We start from the raw sequence: 19,937 nt of genomic DNA, 5'->3' as shown, positions 1-19,937 counted from the left end.
TTCTGGGGCCTATCTCGCGAACGCGGACCGCTCGCGCGCCAGGCCCACCAGGAGGGCCACCACCGCGACGGGGCCCACCACCTTCAGGACCTTGCCGGTGTGGTAGCCCCAGGAGTCCACGCGGTCGGCGAACATCTTGAGCAGCCAATGGCTGGGGTCGTGGTCCGGCTTCCGGTACGCGGCGCGCCGGATGAGGCCGGAGACGCCGTGGAGCGGGGTGGCGGTGCCGAACACGGGCGGCATCGGCTTGTTGGGCCGTCCGTGCATGGGCGACGCGGACGTGCCCTGCTGGCGCTCCGGTGGGAAGCGCGCGTGGGGCATCGGCCGGGGCTCGTGGCCCGTCATCGGGACGCCGGGCCGGCGCGCCGGGTCCAGGTCGATGCCCCAGTAGGACGGGCGCTCGGAGCGCTGCAGCGCCTGGTACGCGGAGTGCCGCTCCACCTCCTCCTGGGTGGAGAGCCTGGGCTTCTTCTCCCGGAGGGATTCGGTGTTGTCATCGGGCGTGGGATTCATCACACGGCTCCTCTTCAGTGCAGGTGTTCACCGTTGGGGAAGAGGGCGACCTTGATGCAGCCGTCCTTCTTCTGCGCGAACGTGTGGTAGCCCTCCGGCGCCTTCTCCAACGGCAGGCGGTGGGTGAAGACGCGCGAGGGCTGGATGCGCCCGGCTCGCACGTGCTCCATCAGGTGCGGCATGTAGCGCTTCACGCTCGCCTGACCGGTGCGCATCGTCTGCGCCTTGTTCATGTACGTGCCCAGGTCCACGCCCACGGCCGGAGGCCCGTACGCGCCAATGAGCGAGATGACGCCGCCCTTGCGCGTCGCATGGATGGCGAAGTTGACGGCGACCGGGGAGCCGGCCTCCGCCTTCATGAGCACTCCGAACGTGCGGTGCACCGGGGAGCCCGCCGCCTCGCAGCCCACCGCCTCGATGGTCGCGTCCGCGCCGCGCCCCTCGGTCATTCCCTTCACGGTGGTGACGAGGTCCACGTCGTTGAAGTTGAGCGTCTCCACGCCCAGCCATTGCCGCGCGAACTCCAGCCGGTAGTCCTCCTTGTCCACCGCGATGACCCGGCCCGCGCCCATGGCCCAGGCGCTCCACATGGCGAAGAGGCCCACGGGGCCACAGCCCAGCACCAGCACCGTCTCTCCGCCCTTCAGGTCGCACATCTCCGCGCCCTGGTAGCCGGTGGTGAAGGCATCCGTGATGGGCAGCGCGTCCAGGTCCGGCACCTCCTCGGGCACCTTCTCCGCGTCCACGCCGATGAAGGGCACGCGCACGTACTGGGCCTGCCCGCCGTCGTAGCCTCCGAACGTGTGGGAATAGCCGTAGATGCCCGTGCCCGCGTCCGTCGCCGGGTTGGTGCTGTCACAGCAGGACGTGAGGCCGCGCTGGCAGAAGTAGCAGCCGCCGCAGAAGATTTGGAAGGGCAGCATCACGCGGTCGCCCTTCTTCAATCCCTGGCTGCGGGCCGTGGCGCCCAGCTCCTCCACCACGCCCACGAACTCATGGCCGAAGGTGAAGCCGATGCGGGTGTCCGGCACCAGCCCGTGGAGCAGGTGCAGGTCCGAGCCACAGATGGCCGCGGACGTCACCCGGACGATGCCGTCCTGGGGATGTTCGATGCGAGGGTCCGGCTTGTTCCGCACCGAAACCCGGTAGGGGCCTTCATAGGTCAGAGCACGCATGCCCTGACGCTAAGCATCGCGAAAACGGGGAACATGGACCTGGGTCCAATGCGAAGCGAGCAGGGGGGAAGGCCCCCGCCGCCTCGAACGCGCCCGGGGCCTACTTGCTCACCGCGATGGACTTCCGGAACAGCGCCAGGCTGTAGACGAAGAACCCCACGCCTATCGCGGCCACCATCAGGAACTGGCGCCAGACGGCCCACAGCCCTCCGCCCCGGTAGATGATGACCTGCGAGAAGCTGACGAAGTGCCGGGCCGGCAGGAGGTACGTGAGGTACTGCAGCCACTTCGGCTGGCTCTCCACCGGCGTGCTGCCGCCCGACAGCAGCATCAGCACCAGGACCACCAGGATGATGAGCAGCGCGAACTGCGCCATCGAACGGGAGATGGTCCCCAGGAAGATGCCGAGCGCCGTGGCGAAGAACAGGTAGAGCACGACGCCCACGAACCACAGCACCACCGAACCGGCGAAGGGCACCTTCAGCACCAGGTGCACCACCAGGAACAGCGAGGCCCCGGTGGCCACGAGGATGACCAGGCTGTTGGCCCAGACCTTCGCCATGGCGATCTCAAACGAGGTCAGCGGCATCACCAGCAGGTGCTCCAGCGTGCCGTGCTCGCGCTCGCGGATGACCGCGGCGCCCGTGAGGACCACCGTCAGCAGGGTGATTTGATTGATGATGGCCACCACGCTCTTGAACCAGGACGACACCCCGTTGGGGTTGAAGAGCTTGCGGACGACCAGGTTGACGGGCTTGGGGCCCGTCGCCTCCGTGCGCCTCATGAAAGAGGAGATGCGGTCGTTGATGATGTTCTTGATGTAGCCGGAGCCGATGCCCGCCTGCTGCATGGCCGTCGCGTCGATGTTGACCTGGATGTCCGGGGTGCGGCCCGCGCGCAGGTCGTGCTCGAAGCGGGGCGGAATCACCACGACGAACATGAACCGGCCCCGGTCCATGTCCGGCTGGATGTCATCCGCGTTGATGATCTCCGGCGACATGAAGCGCGGCGGGTAGAACGCGTTGAGCAGTTCCTTGGACAGCGCGGACCCGTCCTCGTCGACGAAGGCGATGGAGGCGTTGTTCACCTCGCTGGAGGTGCCCGTCGCCTGGACGTAGATGGCCAGGGTGAAGGCATAGACGACGAACACGACCAGGACCGCGTCGCTGAGCAGGCTGCGGATCTCCTTGAGCCCGAGCCACAGGATGTTCAGCAGCGAGTTCACTGCTATTTCTCCTGCTTTCTCAGGCCGACGACGCTGATGGCCAGAAGGAGGGGCACGCACACGGCCATGAAGGCGACGTCCCTCAGGATGAGGCCCGCTCCCAGCCCCTTGGTGAAGGCGCCCAGGCTGGCGTGCATGTAATAGGTGGCCGGCCAGATGGAGCCGACGAGCTTGGCTCCGCCCTGGAGCGTGGAGACCGGCTGCAAGAGGCCGGAGAACTGGATGGTCGGCACGATGGTCAGGATGGCCGTGACGAAGACGGCCGCGACCTGGCTGCCGGTGAACGTGGACGTCACCATCCCGATGCCGGTCGTCGCCATGACGTAGAACAGCGCGCAGACCACCAGCGTCAGGAAGCTGCCCTTGATGGGGACGCCGAAGACGACCAGCGACAGCGCGGTCAGGATGAAGAAGTTGGCCATCCCGATGGCGACGTAGGGCAGCTGCTTTCCAAGCAGGTACTCCAGCCTTCCCGTGGGCGTGACGTAGAAGTTGATGATGGACCCCAGCTCCTTCTCACGCACGATGCTGACCGTCATGAGGATGGCCGGGATGAGCAGCAACAGCAGCGCCGGGACGCTCGGCACGATGGAGTAGATGCTCTGGAAGGTGGGGTTGTAGAGGTAGCGCTCCTCGATGTTGGCCGTGTCTTGCTGAGCCCTGGCGGACTGGAAGCCGCTCGCGGGGTCCCGCAGCATCCGGTTGTGGACCCCCTGGACGTATTGCTCCACGGTGTCGCCACGGAAGGTCATGGCGCCGTCCACCTGCGCCAGCACCTCCGGGCCGGAGCCCCGGCGGAAGTCCAGGCCGAAGCGGGGCGGAATCTCCATCACCACCGAGACGTCGTCGGACTGGAGCCGGCGCAGCGCCTCGTCCGCGGACCGGGCGGGCTGCGTGGGGGCGAAGTAGGGCTGCGCCGCGCTGAACTGCTCCAGGTACGCGCGGCTCTCCGGCGTCTGGTCCAGGTCCAGCGCGGCATAGCGGATGTTCTCGACGTCGGTCGTGATGCCGAAGCCGAAGACGAGCATCAACACCGCCGAGCCGATGAACGCGAACGCCAGCCGGACCTTGTCGCGGAGGATTTGATTGGCCTCGTTGGCGGCATACGCCATCAGCCGGCCAACGCGCAGCTTGAGTCCGGCCCGCTCCACCCGGGGCTCGCCAGGAGACGGGGGCGGTGGCGCCTGGGGAGCGGGAGCGGGAGTGGCCGCCGTGGCCTTGCCCTCGGCGCGCTCCTTCTCCGCGATGGCGTCCTCCATGTAGCCGATGAAGGCCGTCTCCAGGCTGTCCGCGTTCCGGGACTCGATGAGCTTCTGGGGGGTGTCCGCCGCCAGCACCCGGCCCGCGTTCATGAGGGAGATGCGGTCGCAGCGCATGCCCTCGTTCATGAAGTGCGTTGTCACGAAGATGGTGACGCCCTGCTTGCGCGACAGGTCGATGAGCAGCTCCCAGAAGCTGTCCCGGGCCACCGGGTCCACGCCCGACGTGGGCTCGTCCAGGATGAGGATCTGCGGTCCGTGCAGCACGGCGACGGCCAGCGACAGCCGCTGGCGCAGGCCCATGGGCAGGTCCCCGGCCGGCGCGTCCAGGTGCGCGGTCAGCCCGAACCGCTCCACCAGCTCCTCGATGCGCGCCTTCGCCTTGTCCGGGGGCAGGTGATAGAGCCGGGCGTGCAGGACCAGGTTCTCATTCACGCTCAGCTCGCCGTAGAGCGAGAACGCCTGCGTCATGTAGCCCAGGTTCTTGCGCACCTCCATGCTGCCCGCGTCCACGGCGCTGCCGAAGAGCTTCGCCGTCCCTTCCGTGGGCGGCAGCAGGCCGGTCAGCATCTTCATGGTCGTGGACTTGCCGCAGCCGTTGGACCCGAGGAAGCCGAAGATTTCCCCGCGTTCGATGTTCAGGGTGACGTGGTCCACGGCGGTGAAGGTCCCGAAGCGGCGGGTCAGCCCGTGCGCCTCGATGGCCAGCTCCGCGTTGCCCGCCACGCGGGGCGGGATGGTGATCTCCTTGTGGCCCCGGCGCTTCTCTTCCGGCAGGAGCGCGATGAAGCACTTCTCCAGGTCGTGGGTGCCCGTGCGCCGCATCAGCTCCGCGGGCGACCCCGTGGCCAGCACGCGCCCCGCGTCCATGGCGACGATCCAGTCCCACTGCTGGGCCTCGTCCATGTAGGCCGTGGAGATGATGACGCTCATGCCGGGGCGCCCGGCGCGGATGTCCTCGATGAGGGTCCAGAACTGCCGCCGGGAGAGCGGATCCACGCCGGTGGTGGGCTCGTCGAGGATGAGCAGGTCCGGGTCGTGCACCAGCGCGCCGCACAGCCCCACCTTCTGCTTCATGCCGCCGGAGAGCTTGCCCGCGGGGCGCGCCGCGAACCTGCCCAGCCCCGTGGCCTCCAAGAGCTGCGGGACGCGCGCCTTGCGCTCCTCCGGGGACAGCCCGAAGAGGCGGGCCATGAAGTCCACGTTGTCGTAGACGCTGAGCTCCAGGTAGAGGTTCTTGCCCAGGCCCTGCGGCATGTACGCGATGCGCGGGCCCACGTCGCGCCGGTGCCGCGCCTCCGCGATGTCTCCGTCCAGGACCAGGACCCGGCCCTGCTGCAGCTTCTTGGCGCCCGCCACCAGCGCCATCAGCGTGGACTTGCCCACGCCGTCAGGGCCCACGATGCCCACCCGGATGCCGCTGGGGACGTCCAGCGACAGGCCGTCGAGCGCGACGGCCTTGCCGTAGCGGTGGACCACGTTCTGGATGGAGACCACGCGCCCGCCGGAAGCGCCGGCGGGCGATGCTGGAGACGCGGATGAGACCATGGCCAGGCCCTCCCGGGTCTTTGCAGCTAGTGGGGTTCGGCTTCCGCCGTGATGACGTTCTGGAGCCGGGACGGCCACGCCGCGTTGGGGTCCACCTTGACGTAGCCAACGCCGCGGATGCCCGTCTTGATGCGCTCGACGTAGCGGCCGGCCAGCTCCCGGGGGACCTGGAGCTTCACGCGGAACACCAGCTTCTCCCGCTCGCTCTTCGTCTCCACCTGCTTGGGCGTGAACTGCGCTTCCGGTGACACGAAGGACACGTAGCCGGGCACGGAGCGGTCGGGCTCGAAGTCGGCGGTGAGGCGCGCCTCGGCGCCAATCCGGATGCGCGAGGCCTCGTTCGCGGGGAGGAAGATCTCCATGTAGACGTCCTCCAGGTTCAGAATCGTCAGCGCCGGTCCGCCGGGGGCGAGCACCTCGCCGGGCTCCGCGAGGCGGTAGAGCACCCGCCCCGTCACCGGAGACCGGAGCGTCGCGTCGTTGATGCGCGTCTGGATGGTCGCCGCGCTGGCCCGCGCGACCTCAATCTCCTCCTGCGAGGTCTTCAGCGTGGCCTCGGCCTCCGCCAGGCTGGCCCGGGTGGTCTTCAGCTCGCTCTCCCGGACGTCCAGGTCCCGCTGCGAGCCGGCGCCTCGCGCCACCAGCCTCCGGGCGCGATCGACCTCGATGGTGGCGAGCTGGATCTCACTCTTCTGCCGGACGATGCCCGCCTGGGCCACCGCCAGCTTCTCCTGCGTGGCCGCGACGTTCGCGTTGGCCTCCGCCAGGCTGGACTCCAGCGTGGTGGTGTCCAGCCGCACGACCACCTGTCCTGGCCGGACGAGGTCGCCTTCGTTGACGAGGATCTCCCTCACCCGCAGGGGCTCCTTGGCGGCGACGTCCGCGAGCTTCGCCTCGATGCGGCCGTTCCCCGAGACGATGCCCTCCGGCAGCGCGGACTTCTTCCCCTTCCAGTACCGGAAGCCGATGAACGCGACGACGGCGAGGGCGACCAGCCCGATGATCCACTTGGTTTTCCCTTTCGGCTTCCAGGGCATGGCGGACTCTCTATGGCTTGACGGGTTGCGAGACCGTCTTGGTTTCTTGTGTCCGCGGCTTGGACAGCATGTCGCCCCAGTGGGTCCGCTGCTCCATCTCGGCTTGCATCGGCTCCGGGACGACAGGCTGATTGCGGCGGACCTCCCAGCCGCCACCCAGCGCCTTGTAGAGGGCGACCAGGTGGGTGGCGATGGAGGAGCTCGTCTGGGCCTGGTTGTTCTGCTGTTCCAGCAGCGAGCGCTGCGCGTCCAGCACGCGCTGGTAGTCCACGGCGCCTTCGCGGTACTGCACCAGCGCGAGCCCCACCGACCGCTGCGCGGCCTTCACGGCGGCCTGCTGGAAGGCCAGGGTCTGCTGGGCGTGGATGAAGCCCGTCAGGGCGTCCTCCACCTCCTGGCCCGCCTTGAGCACCGTGTTGCGGTAGTTGACGAGCAGCTGCTGGAACCGCGCGTCCTCCACACGCACCCCGTTCTTCAGGCGGCCGTAGTTGAGGAAGGGAAAGACGATGCGCGGGCCCACGGAATAGAAGAGGCTGCCCAGGGAGAAGAGGTTGCCGGACGCACCGGCGCTGGTGCTCGCCTGGAGTCCAATCGTCCCGAAGAGGGAGAAGCTGGGATACAGCTCCGCCTCCGCGATGCCGATCCGGGCGCACTGCGCGGCGGCGTACAGCTCCGCGCTGCGGACGTCCGGGCGCCGCCGCAAAATCTCCGCGGGCATGCCCACGGCCACCGTCGCGGGCGCCACCGGAATGCGCTTGGGGCCCGCCAGCAGCGCCTCCACCTGGCCCGTGGGCTGGCCCAAGAGCGTGCTCATGGCGTTGCGCGCCTGGTCCAGCCCGGCCTCCAGCTGCGGGATGGTGGCCCGGGTGCTCTCCAGCAGGGTCGCGGCCTGCGTCATGTCCAGCTCGGAGGTGGCGCCGTTGGTGAAGCGCGCCTCGGCGATCCGGAATCCCTCCTCCTGGAGCCGCACGTTCTCCTGCGCCTGCTCGATGAGCACCTCGAAGGTGCGGATGAGGACGTAGGTCCGCGCGACCTCCGCGGTGAGCGACACGAGCGAGGACTGGTAGTCCGCCACGGACGCGAGCAGGCCCGCGGTGCCCGACTCCACGCCCCGCCGGTACTTGCCCCAGAAGTCCACCTCCCAGATGGCGTCGAAGCCCAGTTGGTACTCCAGGAAGTGCCGGTCGATGGCGCCCAGGTCGAAGTCGACGGGGTTGGCCGCGGCGGAGTTCTCACTGCGCCCCACCGCGGCGGCGCTGCCGACCAGGGCCTGGGCCTGCGGATACTGCCGGCCGGTGAGGATGGCCAGCTGGGCGCGCGCTTCAACGATGCGCAGCCCTGAAATCTGGAGCGGCAGGTTCTGCCGGGCCGCGAGCTCGACGAGTCGGTCGAGCGAGGGGTCTCCGAACGACCTCCACCACCGGGTGTCCACCTCGGCCTGCGTCGACAGGCGCGGATCCCCCTGGGTGTGCCATTCCCTGGCGATCTCCGCCTGGGGCTTCGTGAAGTTCGGGCCCACCGCGCATCCGGAGAGCACGGACAGGGCGCCGAGCAGCGGCACGGCGCCGACGAAGGATGGCAATCCTGGCTTCATCCCCTGCATGGCGTTGTCCGTCCCCCGCATCCGCGACACCTCGATGGGGGCGGAGATTCAACACGGGGGGCGCCGCGCGGAAGTGAGACGCGTCCAAATGCCCTGGAGGGCAGTGCCGGATGTCCGCTGGCCCAAGCCAGACACGGACCCGGGGGCAGAAGGGCTGTCACCTGCCGCATCCGGTAGCAACCCTATGTCCATGGCACAGGACACGCACTCGGAGCCCCTGAAGCGCAAGGCCTATGAAAAGGAGCTGCGCAAGCTCCAATCCGAGCTCTGCCAGCTCCAGGAGTGGGTCAAGCAGGAGCAGATGCGTGTCATTGTCGTGTTCGAAGGCCGGGACGCGGCGGGGAAGGGCGGAACGATTCGCGCCATCACCGAGCGGGTCAGTCCCCGGGTGTTCCGCGTGGTGGCCCTCCCGGCGCCTTCCAGCCGGGAGAAATCCCAGATGTACCTGCAGCGGTACGTGCCGCATTTTCCCGCGGCGGGGGAAATCGTGATCTTCGATCGCAGCTGGTACAACCGGGCCGGCGTGGAGCCGGTGATGGGCTTCTGCACGCCCGAGGAGCACGAGCGCTTCCTCATCGGCTGTCCCGTCTTCGAGAAGTACATGGTCGAAAGCGGAATCCTCCTGCTGAAGATCTGGCTGGAGGTCGGCAAGGCGGAGCAGGCGCGGCGGTTCGCGGCGCGCATCGACGACCCCTTGCGGCAGTGGAAGCTCAGCCCCATGGACCTCAAGTCCTGGACGCGCTGGTACGACTACTCCCAGGCGAGGGATCAGATGCTGGCCGCGACGGACACGCCGTACGCCCCCTGGTACATCCTGCGCTCCGACAACAAGAAGAAGGCGCGGCTCAACTGCATCCGCTTCCTGCTGGAGAAGATTCCCCATCGGCGCGTGAAGCGCCCCAAGGTGAAGCTGCCTCCCCGCTCCAAGAAGGGCGCGTACGACGACGAGGCGTCCCTTCAGGGCAAGCACTTCATCCCGGAAAGGTACTGAGGAGGGCGGCGGGGTCCGTCACCTCCAGGTCCGCGCCGTGGCGGCGCAGTCCGGAGGGCTGGCCTGGCCGGTCCACGCCAATGACATACGCGAAGTGGGCCGCCCGGCCAGCCGCGACGCCCTCGGGGGTGTCCTCGAAGAGGACCGCCTCGTCGCAGGTGACGCCGAGCGCCCGCGCCGCCGCGAGGTGGAGCTCCGGGGGCGGCGTGGCTTCAATCCGCGCGTCGAAGAGGTCCGCGATGCCCGCCGACCGGAGCATCTCCACGCCGTGCCTGCTGGCGGAGACGGCCGCGGTCCGGAGTCCCTCCGCGCGCGCCGCCTGGACGTAGCGGACCGCTCCCTCATACGTCTCCACGCGCTCCTGCCGCAGCAGCTCCAGCAGGACCTCTCCCTTGCGGTCGTTCAAGGCGTGGACCGTGCTCTCCGGCAGCGCGATGCCGCGGGCGTCGAGGAACGCGTGGATGCCTTCCAGGGAGGGCCTGCCATCGAAGCAGCGGCTGTAGTCGCGCACCAGGTCGAAGGGGATGAAGGGCTGCCCCGAGGACCGCGCGCGCTGCCGCAGGTAGTAGTCGCACAGCTGCTTCCAGGCCCTGGCATGCAGGCTGGCGGTCTGGGTGAGGACGCCGTCCACGCTGAAGAGGCAGGCGCGCGCGCGCGGCGGGAGTCCCAGCTTCGTGCGTGCCAGAGGCGGCTGGCCCAGGAGGAAGGCGTCCACCGCGTGGGCGAACCCGTCCTCCTCGTTGGTGCGGGTGACATGGCGCGCGGAGCGCTGAACCTCGGCGCTGGCGTTGCCCATGGCGATGCCCAGGCCGGCGGTGTTCAGCATGGGCAGGTCGTTGGCCATGTCCCCGATGACCGCGATCTCCTCCAGGGGAAGCGAAAGGAGGCGCGAGGCCTCACGCACGACCATCCCCTTGTTCGCCTCGGGGTGTGTGACGTCCAGGTAGTAGGCCGTCGAGCGCGCCGCGGACGCGTCCGCGCCCAGCCGCACGGCGAGCTCCGCCTCGCAGCGCGCGACCCTCTCCGTGTCCTCGCTCACGCCGACGATCTTGATGGCGGCGTCGAGCACCTCGTGCAGGTCCGCGACGACGGCCGGGTCGAACCCGATGGTGCTCCGCTCGCGCGCCACGCGGAAGGCATTGGGGTCGCGCAGGAACCAACCCGCCCCCTGATAGACCCAGACATCCAGGCCCGCCTGGAGCATGAAGTCGACGGCGTCGCTGGCGATGCCGGGAGGCAGGGGCCGCTGCGCCAGCACCGTCGTCAGGTCGGGCTTGACGTAGATGCCGCCGTTGAACGCGGCCACGGGGGCGGTGAGGCCCAGCGGGGCCACCAGCCCGGCCATCCCACGCGGCGGACGCCCGCTCGTGAGGGTGAACAGGATGCCGCTGTCACGCAGCCGCGCCACGGCCTCGCGGGTTCGCGAGGTGAGGACCTTGTCCTTCGTCACCAGCGTCCCGTCGACGTCCGCGATGAGCAACTTGATGGTCATGGCTGCCTCCGCCCTCCGCCAATGACAGTGCGGCCCGGGGCTCAAGATGGCATCGCGACGAAAGCCGCCCGCCGCCTGGAAGCAGCCCCGTTGCCGAGCGCCCCATCGCTGGTTGTCGGCGCACCGGGACAACCCTCAGGTTTGGCTCTCCAGGCACGGGAGGCATGTCATGGCACACCCCGAAGGAACGGAAGCGTCTGAGTATGGGCCGCCGGTGTCCGCCAGGGAGCACGGCCCGGGGCCCTCCGCTCCAGGCCGGGAGCGCACCCGCGGCGGCGGACCGCTCACCGCCAGGGAAGTGGAGTTGATGAACGCGTACTGGCGCGCGTGCAACTACCTGGCGGTGGGGATGATCTACCTCCAGGACAACCCGCTGCTGAGCAGACCCCTGGTGCCGAAGGACGTGAAGCACCGGCTGCTCGGCCACTGGGGCGCGAGCCCCGCGCTCTCGTTCACCTGGGTGCACCTGAACCGGCTCATCGTCGAGCAGAACCTCGACGTCATCTTCGTGGCCGGGCCGGGCCACGGCGCCCCGGGCGTGCTCGGGCCGGTGTACCTGGAGGGCACCTATTCGGAGGTCTATCCGGACAAGAGCCAGGACGCGGAGGGGATGCGGAAGTTCTTCAAGCAGTTCTCCTTCCCCGGGCACATTGGCAGCCACGTCACCCCGGAGACGCCGGGCTCCATCCATGAAGGCGGTGAGCTGGGCTACAGCCTCTCCCACGCCTACGGCATGGCCTTCGACAACCCCGACCTCATCGTCGCCTGTGTCGTGGGGGACGGCGAGGCGGAGACCGGACCGCTCGCGACGGCCTGGCACTCGAACAAGTTCATCAACCCCGTGCGGGACGGCGCCGTGCTGCCCATCCTGAACCTCAACGGGTACAAGATCGCCAACCCCACCATCCTCGCCCGCATCAGCCCGGAGGAGCTGGAGGCCCTGTTCGTCGGCTACGGCTACAAGCCGTACTTCGTCGAGGGCAGCGACCCGGCCCAGATGCACCAGAAGATGGCGGAGACGCTGGAGCGCGCCGTGGAGGACATCCGCGCCGTGCAGAAGAAGGCCCGGCTGACGGACACCCCCACGCGCCCGCGCTGGCCCATGATCATCCTGCGCTCGCCCAAGGGCTGGACCGGCCCGAAGGAGCTGGACGGGCACCGGCTGGAGGGCTCCTGGCGCTCCCACCAGGTCCCCTTCGGCGACGTGCGCGGCAACCCGGCGCACCTCAAGGCGCTCGAGGACTGGATGCGCAGCTACCGCCCCGAGGAGCTGTTCGACGTGGAGGGACGGCTGATGCCGGAGCTCCGGTCACTGGCGCCCAAGGGCAACCGGCGGATGAGCGCGAACCCCCACGCCAACGGCGGCCTGCTCCGCAAGGCGCTCAGGCTGCCGGACTTCCGCGACTACGCGGTCAAGGTCGGCACGCGTGGCACCACGCTGCATGAGAACACGCGGCCGCTCGGCGAGTTCCTGCGGGACATCATGCGGGACAATCCGACGACCTTCCGCGTCTTCGGCCCGGACGAGACCGCCTCCAACCGCCTCCAGGCCCTCTACGAGGTGACCGGCAAGACGTGGATGTCCGCGCTGCTGCCGGAGGACGCGGACGGGGGGCATCTGGCGCGGGACGGCCGCGTCATGGAGATGCTGTCGGAGCACACGCTCTTGGGCTGGCTGGAGGGATATCTGCTCACGGGGCGCCACGGCCTCTTCCACACCTATGAGGCCTTCGCCCACGTCGTGGACTCCATGTTCAACCAGCACGCGAAGTGGTTGGACATCAGCAAGAACCACGTGAAGTGGCGGGCCCCCGTCGCCTCGGAGAACATCCTGCTGTCCTCCACGGTGTGGCGTCAGGACCACAACGGGTTCTCACATCAGGATCCGGGCTTCATCGACCTGGTGACGAACAAGTCCGGCTCGGTCACGCGCATCTACCTGCCGCCGGACGCCAACACGCTGCTGGTGGTGGCGGACCAGTGCCTGCGCAGCACCGACTGCGTCAACGTCATCGTCGCGGACAAGCAGAAGCACCTGCAGTTCACCAGCATTGACGAGGCCGTCGCCCACTGTGCCAAGGGGCTCGGCATCTGGAAGCGGGCCAGCACGGACGAGGACGCGGAGCCGGACGTCATCATGGCCTGCTGCGGCGACGTCGCGACGCAGGAGGCCCTGGCCGCCGCCTCCATCCTGCGGGCGCGCGCACCCCAGCTGAAGCTGCGCTTCATCAACGTCGTGGACCTGTTCAAGCTCCAGTCGTCCGCGGAGCATCCGCACGGGTCCACCCAGCGCGAGCTGGAGAGCCTGTTCCCGCCGGGCAAGCCCATCATCTTCAGCTTCCACGGCTACGCCTCGCTCATCCACAAGCTGGCCTACCGCTACATCGACAACAGGGACCTGCACGTGCATGGCTACCGGGAGAAGGGCAACATCAACACGCCCTTCGAACTGGCCATCCTCAACGACACGTCCCGCTTCCACCTGGTCATCGACGTCATCGACCGGGTGCCGGGGCTGCACGCGAAGGCGGGGCACCTGAAGGAGGAGATGAGGAACGCCATCCTCGACAACCTGGCCTACGCGCACGAGCACGGCCGGGACCGCCCCGAAATCGCGGACTGGACCTGGCCGGACTGAACAAGGCCGTCCCACGCATGGCACAAGCAGGCGCCATGCGTGGGCCGTGCGGCGGCTACTGCCCCAGCACGACGCGGAAGATGCGCTCGTTGCTGTTGTTGGGGATGCTGTCCTTGTCACCCTGGTTGGTGGTGGTCATCCACAAGTTGCCGTCAGCCGTGGGCTCCACGGTGCGCAGCCGGCCGTAGGTGCCCACGAAGAACTGCTGCACGTTGGTGAGGCTGGTGCCGCTGATGACCTCGCGGTACAGGCGCGTGCCACGGGCGCAGGCCACGTAGAGGACGTCGCGCACCACCGCGATGCCGGAGCAGGAGCCCTCCGCCGTGGAGTAGGTCTGCTTCGGCGCGATGTAGCCGGCCGTGGCGCAGCCCGAGCCGCCCTGGGACACGGTGCCCTCGCAGTTGGGCCAGCCGTAGTTGCCGCCCTTCTGGATGAGGTTGGTCTCGTCCATCACGGAGTTGCCGAACTCCTGCTCCCACAGCCGGCCCTGCGAGTCGAACGCCAGCCCCTGCGGGTTGCGGTGGCCGTAGCTCCACACGTAGTTGCCGAAGGGGTTGTCGGACGGGACGGTGCCGTCCGCGTTGAGGCGCAGCACCTTGCCGGCCAGGTTGTTGATGTCCTGCGCGTACGCGCCGTTCTGGGCATCACCGGTGGACGCGTAGAGCTTGCCGTCCGGGCCAAAGCGCAGGCGGCCGCCGTTGTGGAACTTGTTGCGGCCAATGCCCTGCACCAGCACCTGGAGCGACGCGGTGTCGAGGGCGCCGTTCTCATACCGCAGCCGCACGATGCGGTTGTCGGTGGGGGAGGTGTGCATCACGTACAGCCAGCGGTCGGTGGAGAAGGTGGGGGAGAGCGCCAGCCCCATCAGCCCGCCCTCGCCGTCCGTGCTCTGCACGTTGGGGACGGCCCCCACGGACGTCTTCGTCCCCGTCGCCGGATCCAACCGGATGATGTTCTGCGCGTCGCGGCGGCCGTAGAGCACCGTGCCGTCCGGCAGGTTCACCAGGCCCCACGGGATGTCCGTGTCGGTGGCCACCTGGATGACGGAGCACACGGCGTTCGCGCAGGCAGTGCCGGTGGTGACCGTCACGGAAGCGCTCTGGGCGGAGGCGTTGCCCTGGGCGTCGCGCGCGAGCACGGCGTAGGCGTAGGCCGTGGCCGGCGACAGGCCGCTGTCCACGAAGGCCGTCCCCGGCGGCGAGCCGGACACGGTGCCAATCTTCACGCCGCCCCGGAACACGTCGTACGCGCTCACGCCCACGTTGTCGGTGGACGCGGTCCAGTTCACGGTCACGCTGGTGCCGGACGCGGTGGCGGTGACGCCCGTGGGAATGCTGGGCGCCTGGGTGTCCACCTGGCACGGCGGCGGGGTGATGGAGAGCGTGGCGCTGCCCTGGGACACATTGCCCCGGGCGTCCCGCGCATTCACATACAGGCCCCAGGTCGCGCCGGGGACCACCGTCAGCGGCGTGGACACGATGGCGCCGGACACGGACTTCATCAGCTGGCCGTCATGGTAGACGTCGTAGAAGGCCACGCCCTCGTTGTCCGTGGACGGCGACCACGACAGCGTGGCCGAGCTGCACGTCACGTTGGACAGGGCGAGCCCCGTGGGCACGGTGGGGGGCTGCGAGTCGGGCGGCAGCGTCCACTGCTGGTTCGTCTGGGCATTGCAGGTCCAGACGATGACCTTGGAGCTGTTGGCCGTGGCCTGGCCGGACACGTCGAGGCACAGCGAGGTCGCGGTGTGGATCACCGCGCCATTGGCGTTGCGGACCCAGCGCTGGTTCGCCGTCCCGTCACAGAGGATGCTGACGGCCTGGGCCCCGGAGCTGGCGGTCTCCGGCTGGATGCACCGCGCGCCGTCGAACGCGCGCAGCTCGCCTTCGGGCGTGAAGAGGAACCGCTGGTTCGCCTGACCATTGCAGTCGTAGATGTGCAGCTCCTGCCCCGGCGTCTGGCTGTTCTGCGCCACGTCGAGGCAGCGGCCGGACTGCGCGCCAATGAGCCGGCTGCCGGAGACGACCGCGGCGGCCTGCGTCTGGAGCTCGGGGCCTTCCTCCTGCCTTCCTTCACAACCCACAGCGGCGACCAGGAATGCTCCTGCCACCAGGTGACGCACGTGCATCAAGACGCTCCTTTGCATTCCTCCTTTTTCAGGAAATTCCTGGAAACCCTCAAGTGAACTCTCCAGGGCGCATGCGCGTCTGTTGGGCGTCTATCAACAGGGACCCGGGTTCAATTCCGTTCGCGCGCTACTTCTTCGCGCCCTTGCCCTTGAACAGCTTCTGGCCGGCGGTGAAGAGCACCACCAGCACCAGGCCCGCGCCCAGGCCCACCGCGGCGTTGAGCAGCATGGGGGCCAGGCCGCCCAGGATGTTGCCCACGCCCGGGACGCGCCCGGCCCACGCGGTGAAGGACTCCTCCGCGTGGTGCAGGCTGGAGACGCCGTGCACCAGGATGCCGCCGCCCACCAGGAACATGGCCGCCGTTCCCGCGACGGAGAGGAACTTCATCAGCCACGGCGCCGCGCGGAGGATGCCCGCGCCCAGGCCGCGCGCGAAGCCGCTGCCCTTGCGGCTGAGGTACAGGCCCGCGTCGTCCAGCTTCACGATGCCCGCCACCAGCCCGTACACGCCCACGGTCATGATGAGCGCGATGCCCACCATCACCGTGACGCGGGTGGCGAAGTCCGCCGCCGCCACCGTGCCCAGCGTGATGGCGATGATTTCCGCGGAGAGGATGAAGTCCGTGCGCACCGCGCCCTTGATCTTGTCCTTCTCCAGGGCCACCCGGTCCACGTTCGGGTTCTCCAGCGCCTGGCGCAGCTCCGCGTGGTGCGCCTCGTCCTCTTCCTTGCTGTGCAGGAACTTGTGCGCGAGCTTTTCGAAGCCCTCGAAGCACAGGAAGGCGCCGCCCACCATCAGGAGCGGCGTCACCAGCCAGGGCGCCAGCGCGCTGATGGCCAGCGCCGCCGGCACCAGGATGGCCTTGTTGACCAGCGAGCCCTTCGCCACCGCCCACACCACGGGCAGCTCGCGGTCCGCGTTCACGCCTGTCACCTGCTGGGCGTTGAGCGCCAGGTCGTCGCCCAGCACGCCCGCGGTCTTCTTCGCCGCCACCTTGGTCAGGATGGAGACGTCATCCAGGATGGTGGCGATGTCGTCGATGAGCGCAATCAGGCTGCTGCCTGCCATGGATGTCTTCCGGGCTGGGGGGTGGGGACGTCACCCTGCTGCCAGCGCGAATTAGCACACCGGAGACTCCAGGGCACGGCCCGGCGCTCACACGCGCGGTGCGCCCTTGCGCGCGGCGTCCACGCTCCAGATGCCGGAGCCGTGCGCGGAGATATAGAAGAAGACAAAGCAGTAGAGCGCCGCGAGCTCGCCCTGGTTCTTGAGGGGGTTGAGGTTGCCCCCGTTGGGGATGACGTGCCCCAGGAAGAAGGCGACGGCCATGGTGCCGCTGGAGATGAAGGCCGCGGGGCCGGCGAACAGCCCGAGCGCCACGAGCAGCCCGCCCAGGAACTCGATGCCTCCCGCGCCGTAGACGATGAACGGCGGCGCTCCGGCGGGCATCCCGCCGAACATGCCGAAGACCTTCTGCATGCCGTGCAGCATGAACATCAGCCCCGCGGCGATGCGGAGCAGGGCGTAGATGCGGTCAGCGTGGGGGCGCAGGAAACCCATGGCGTTCTCCGGGCATGCGCCCGGGGGATGGGGGAGGTCCCGGTACGCGCCGGCGCACCATAACAGCGGGCCTATGCCCCCGCCGCACAACCGGCGACGCCCAGCTGCGCGCGCGCCGCGTCGATGGTCTCCAGCAACGCGATGCTGTGTTGGAGCGGATGCAGCGGGGACTCGGTGCGTCCTTCGGCGATGTGCCACGCGACCGCGGCGGCCTGCCACGCGAGGCCCTCGCTGCCGTGGATGCCGGACGGGTCGCTCCAGTGCAGTTGCTGGCCCGACCGGGCGGCCTTCAGCGTGAAGCGGGTGGGGGTGAAGAAGCGTGACTCCAATTGGAGGCGCGCGTGCGTCCCCGCGATGACGGCCTCCTGGGGCGTCTCCGCGAAGAGGGTGGTGTGCAGGAGCGCCTGGGCGCCCGTGGGGTAGGTGAGGACGAGCGCCGCCTGTCCGTCCACGCCCGTCCGGGTGAGGGAGCCCGTGGCGTGCACGTGCGCGCGCGGACCGAGCACGAAGTGCGCGAGCCAGATGGGATAGATGCCGATGTCGAGCAGCGCGCCGCCGCCGAGCGCGGGGTTGAAGACGCGGCCTTCCGGGTCGAAGTCGAAGCGGCCCCCGAAGTCCGCCATCACCAGCCGGACGTCTCCGAGCACGCCGTCATGGAGCAGCCGCTCGATGACCAGCGACTGCGGAAGGAAGCGCGACCACAGGGCCTCCATGGCGAAGACGCCCGCGGCGCGAGCGGCCCGCTCGATGTCCCGGGCCTCGGCGGCGTCGAGCGCGAGCGGCTTCTCCACGAGCACGTGCTTGCCCGCGGCGATGGCGAGCAGGGCCTGGTGCTTGTGCAGGCTGTGGGGAGAGGCCACGTAGACGATGTCGACGTTTGGATCCGCCACCAGCTGCTCGTAGGACGCGTGGACGTGCGGGATGCCGTACTGGGACGCGAAGCGATGGGCGCGCTCGGGGTCGCGCGAGGCGACGGCGTGGACGCGCTGGCCGGTGTGCCGGTGCAGCGCCCAGACGAAGCCTCCGGCGATGCGCCCGGGAGCAATCACGCCCCAGCGCAGCGTGGGCCCTCCGCGCAGGGGAAGGGCTTCGACGGAGGGGAGGGTGCTCGGGAAGTCGCTCACGGCACCAAGTCTAGTCACACCCGCCGGCGCAGGGGCTCCCGGGCGGAGAGCCACGGCCTGGGAATGGAGGCGTGCCCCGCGCTCAGCGCGACGATTCCCCCCACCATGGCGCAGGTGGTGTCCCGGTCTCCGAAGCCGGCCACGGTGCACCAGAGGGCCTCCTCGAACGAATCCAGGTGCCTTGCCGCGCACCATATGGAGAAGGGCACGGTGTCCTCGGAGATGACCTTCTGCCCGCTGCCCAGGGTGCGAGCCGCCGAGGAGGGGCTGGCCTCCAGCGGCCACGCGCGGGCCTTCTCCAGCACCTGCCGCGTGGTCCCGGCGGGCGTGCAATCCAGCACCGTGTCGAAGAGCTCCAGCGCGGTGCCGTGGGTCCGCTGCCAGTCGCACGCCCACGCGGCGGCGACCGCGATGGCGATGGCCCCCGCCTGTCCCTCCGGGTGCAGGTGCGTCACCTCCGCCGACGCGCGCGCCTCCGCCACCACCCGGCTCAGGTCTCCGGCGAAGTACGCGCCCAGGGGCGCCACGCGCATGGCGGCTCCGTTGCCCATGGAGCCCTGGCCCTCGAAGACCTCCGCGGACACCTCACGCCAGGGCAGCCCCAGTCCCAGCTTCCACAGGATGTCGTGCGCGGTCCCGCCATAGCCGCGGTTCTTGTCCTTGCGGTAGCGCTTCGCGAAGAGGTCCGCGAGCGCGTCCTGTTCGACGTGGCCATGGTCTTCCAGCACCTGGACCAGCGACAGCGTCATCTCCGTGTCGTCGGTGTAGGCCCAGGGCGCTTTCGGCAGGATGCGCTCCTCCACCCACGGCTGCACCAGCTCGTGCGGGCCGAAGAACCGCTCGCCGAAGGCGTCTCCCACGGACACGCCGTCCAGCGAAACGAGCGCGCGGGCCATCCGCTCTGAAGTCATGGCTCCATCACCTCGCGCTCACATGCGCCAGAAGCGGCGCACCTGGACGTCCGTGCGTTCCTGCTCCGCGAAGCGGACGAGGAGCGGTTCGGACATGGCTTCCGGCACGCGCAATTGCGCAAGCATCGCGCGGACCTCGAACTTGCGCGTGAGGCCGAGCAGGGCCTCGCGCTCGGGCAGGGTGAGGCCGGGGTGCCAGCAGTCCGCGATGAGCACCACGCGGCGCTCCGTGCCCCGGTTCCAGGTCTCGTGCTCGAAGGAGTCGTGGAAGGTGAGCACTCGGCCCGGCTGCCAGTGCCGGCGCTCCGTGCCCACGCGGATGCCGCAGCCCTCCGGCACCTTGAGCCCCAGGTGCAGCCGCATCCGGAAGCCGTCCCACGAACAGTGCGGCGTCAGCGTGGTGCCGGGCGCGTGCGAGGAGAAGAGCACGTCCGCCAGCGGGAAGTCGGTGCACTCGCCGTCCAGCGACCGCACCGCCGCGGCCGTCTCCTCCATGGCGAGCTGGGGCCAGAAGAGGCGGTCGGTGCGCTCACCGCCGAAATAGATGGGGTGCACGGACCAGCGGCCGGTGCCGACGATGCCAGAGTCGTAGTGCAGCAGGTCCGCGTTCTCCAACCGCTCCAGGTCGCGCGTCACCGCGTCCAGACAGCCCTCCAGCGCCTTCGCGGCCGGGGGCGGCGGGTCGCGCCACGGCTGCTCGTCCAGGCCGGGGAACGGGGGGAAGATGGTGGG

General features: G+C 69.2%; 15 protein-coding genes. 2 read left to right on the top strand and 13 right to left on the bottom strand.

All coding sequences use genetic code 11. From position 1 onward, the window contains the following. Positions 1 to 9 precede the first annotated feature (9 nt). The 6 genes from D7X96_RS04200 to D7X96_RS04175 all read right to left on the bottom strand — a co-directional run bounded on the left by D7X96_RS04200 (position 10) and on the right by D7X96_RS04175 (position 8,339). Positions 10 to 513, bottom strand: a complete 504-nt coding sequence (locus D7X96_RS04200; RefSeq protein ID WP_120547509.1) for a hypothetical protein — start codon at positions 511 to 513, stop codon at positions 10 to 12. A 14-nt stretch (positions 514 to 527) separates the two neighbouring features. After that, entirely contained in the window at positions 528 to 1,688 is a 1,161-nt protein-coding gene (locus tag D7X96_RS04195) for a zinc-dependent alcohol dehydrogenase (RefSeq protein ID WP_120547510.1), read from the bottom strand. Between the two features lie 100 nt (positions 1,689 to 1,788). Then, positions 1,789 to 2,913 carry an ABC transporter permease gene (locus D7X96_RS04190; protein WP_121769047.1) on the bottom strand — a complete coding sequence of 375 codons (1,125 nt, stop codon included), beginning with the start codon at positions 2,911 to 2,913 and terminating at the stop codon, positions 1,789 to 1,791. Between the two features lie 2 nt (positions 2,914 to 2,915). Then, positions 2,916 to 5,720 (bottom strand): ribosome-associated ATPase/putative transporter RbbA, encoded by a 2,805-nt coding sequence (gene rbbA, locus D7X96_RS04185; protein WP_120547512.1) that lies wholly within the window; start codon positions 5,718 to 5,720, stop codon positions 2,916 to 2,918. Between the two features lie 26 nt (positions 5,721 to 5,746). Next, on the bottom strand, positions 5,747 to 6,757 hold the full coding sequence (locus D7X96_RS04180; RefSeq protein ID WP_120547513.1) for an HlyD family secretion protein: 1,011 nt from the start codon (positions 6,755 to 6,757) through the stop codon (positions 5,747 to 5,749). A 10-nt stretch (positions 6,758 to 6,767) separates the two neighbouring features. Further along, on the bottom strand, positions 6,768 to 8,339 hold the full coding sequence (locus tag D7X96_RS04175; protein WP_244219442.1) for an efflux transporter outer membrane subunit: 1,572 nt from the start codon (positions 8,337 to 8,339) through the stop codon (positions 6,768 to 6,770). Positions 8,340 to 8,544: 205 nt separating this feature from the next. On the opposite strand from D7X96_RS04175, the gene ppk2 reads away from it, so the two are divergent. Then, a complete protein-coding gene (gene ppk2 / locus D7X96_RS04170) occupies positions 8,545 to 9,351 on the top strand; it encodes a polyphosphate kinase 2 (protein ID WP_244219441.1) in 807 nt (268 codons plus the stop codon). Here the strand turns inward: ppk2 and D7X96_RS40380 are convergent. Continuing rightward, positions 9,332 to 10,843 (bottom strand): Cof-type HAD-IIB family hydrolase, encoded by a 1,512-nt coding sequence (locus tag D7X96_RS40380; RefSeq protein WP_208647264.1) that lies wholly within the window; start codon positions 10,841 to 10,843, stop codon positions 9,332 to 9,334. The genes ppk2 and D7X96_RS40380 overlap by 20 nt on opposite strands. A gap of 169 nt (positions 10,844 to 11,012) precedes the next feature. On the opposite strand from D7X96_RS40380, the gene D7X96_RS04160 reads away from it, so the two are divergent. Next, positions 11,013 to 13,481 carry a phosphoketolase family protein gene (locus D7X96_RS04160; RefSeq protein WP_121769045.1) on the top strand — a complete coding sequence of 823 codons (2,469 nt, stop codon included), beginning with the start codon at positions 11,013 to 11,015 and terminating at the stop codon, positions 13,479 to 13,481. A 55-nt stretch (positions 13,482 to 13,536) separates the two neighbouring features. Here D7X96_RS04160 and D7X96_RS04155 read toward each other — a convergent pair whose 3' ends face one another. The 6 genes from D7X96_RS04155 to D7X96_RS04130 all read right to left on the bottom strand — a co-directional run. Continuing rightward, positions 13,537 to 15,609 (bottom strand): PQQ-dependent sugar dehydrogenase, encoded by a 2,073-nt coding sequence (locus D7X96_RS04155; RefSeq protein ID WP_121769044.1) that lies wholly within the window; start codon positions 15,607 to 15,609, stop codon positions 13,537 to 13,539. Between the two features lie 127 nt (positions 15,610 to 15,736). Further along, on the bottom strand, positions 15,737 to 16,678 hold the full coding sequence (locus D7X96_RS04150) for a DUF808 domain-containing protein (protein ID WP_120547517.1): 942 nt from the start codon (positions 16,676 to 16,678) through the stop codon (positions 15,737 to 15,739). Positions 16,679 to 16,765: 87 nt separating this feature from the next. Next, positions 16,766 to 17,170, bottom strand: a complete 405-nt coding sequence (locus tag D7X96_RS04145) for a DoxX family protein (protein ID WP_121723449.1) — start codon at positions 17,168 to 17,170, stop codon at positions 16,766 to 16,768. A gap of 71 nt (positions 17,171 to 17,241) precedes the next feature. After that, positions 17,242 to 18,294 carry a Gfo/Idh/MocA family protein gene (locus tag D7X96_RS04140; protein ID WP_167510796.1) on the bottom strand — a complete coding sequence of 351 codons (1,053 nt, stop codon included), beginning with the start codon at positions 18,292 to 18,294 and terminating at the stop codon, positions 17,242 to 17,244. A gap of 14 nt (positions 18,295 to 18,308) precedes the next feature. Beyond that, on the bottom strand, positions 18,309 to 19,205 hold the full coding sequence (locus D7X96_RS04135) for an ADP-ribosylglycohydrolase family protein (protein WP_120547522.1): 897 nt from the start codon (positions 19,203 to 19,205) through the stop codon (positions 18,309 to 18,311). A gap of 18 nt (positions 19,206 to 19,223) precedes the next feature. After that, positions 19,224 to 19,937 (bottom strand): aspartyl/asparaginyl beta-hydroxylase domain-containing protein (locus tag D7X96_RS04130; protein ID WP_147468222.1); only part of this gene is annotated, 714 nt, incomplete at its 5' end.

The sequence above is a fragment of the Corallococcus interemptor genome, from assembly GCF_003668875.1.
GTDB classification, from domain to species: Bacteria; Myxococcota; Myxococcia; order Myxococcales; family Myxococcaceae; genus Corallococcus; species Corallococcus interemptor.
The sequence above is the reverse complement of the archived record's forward strand: the minus strand, read 5'-3'. Positions and strand labels throughout refer to the sequence as shown.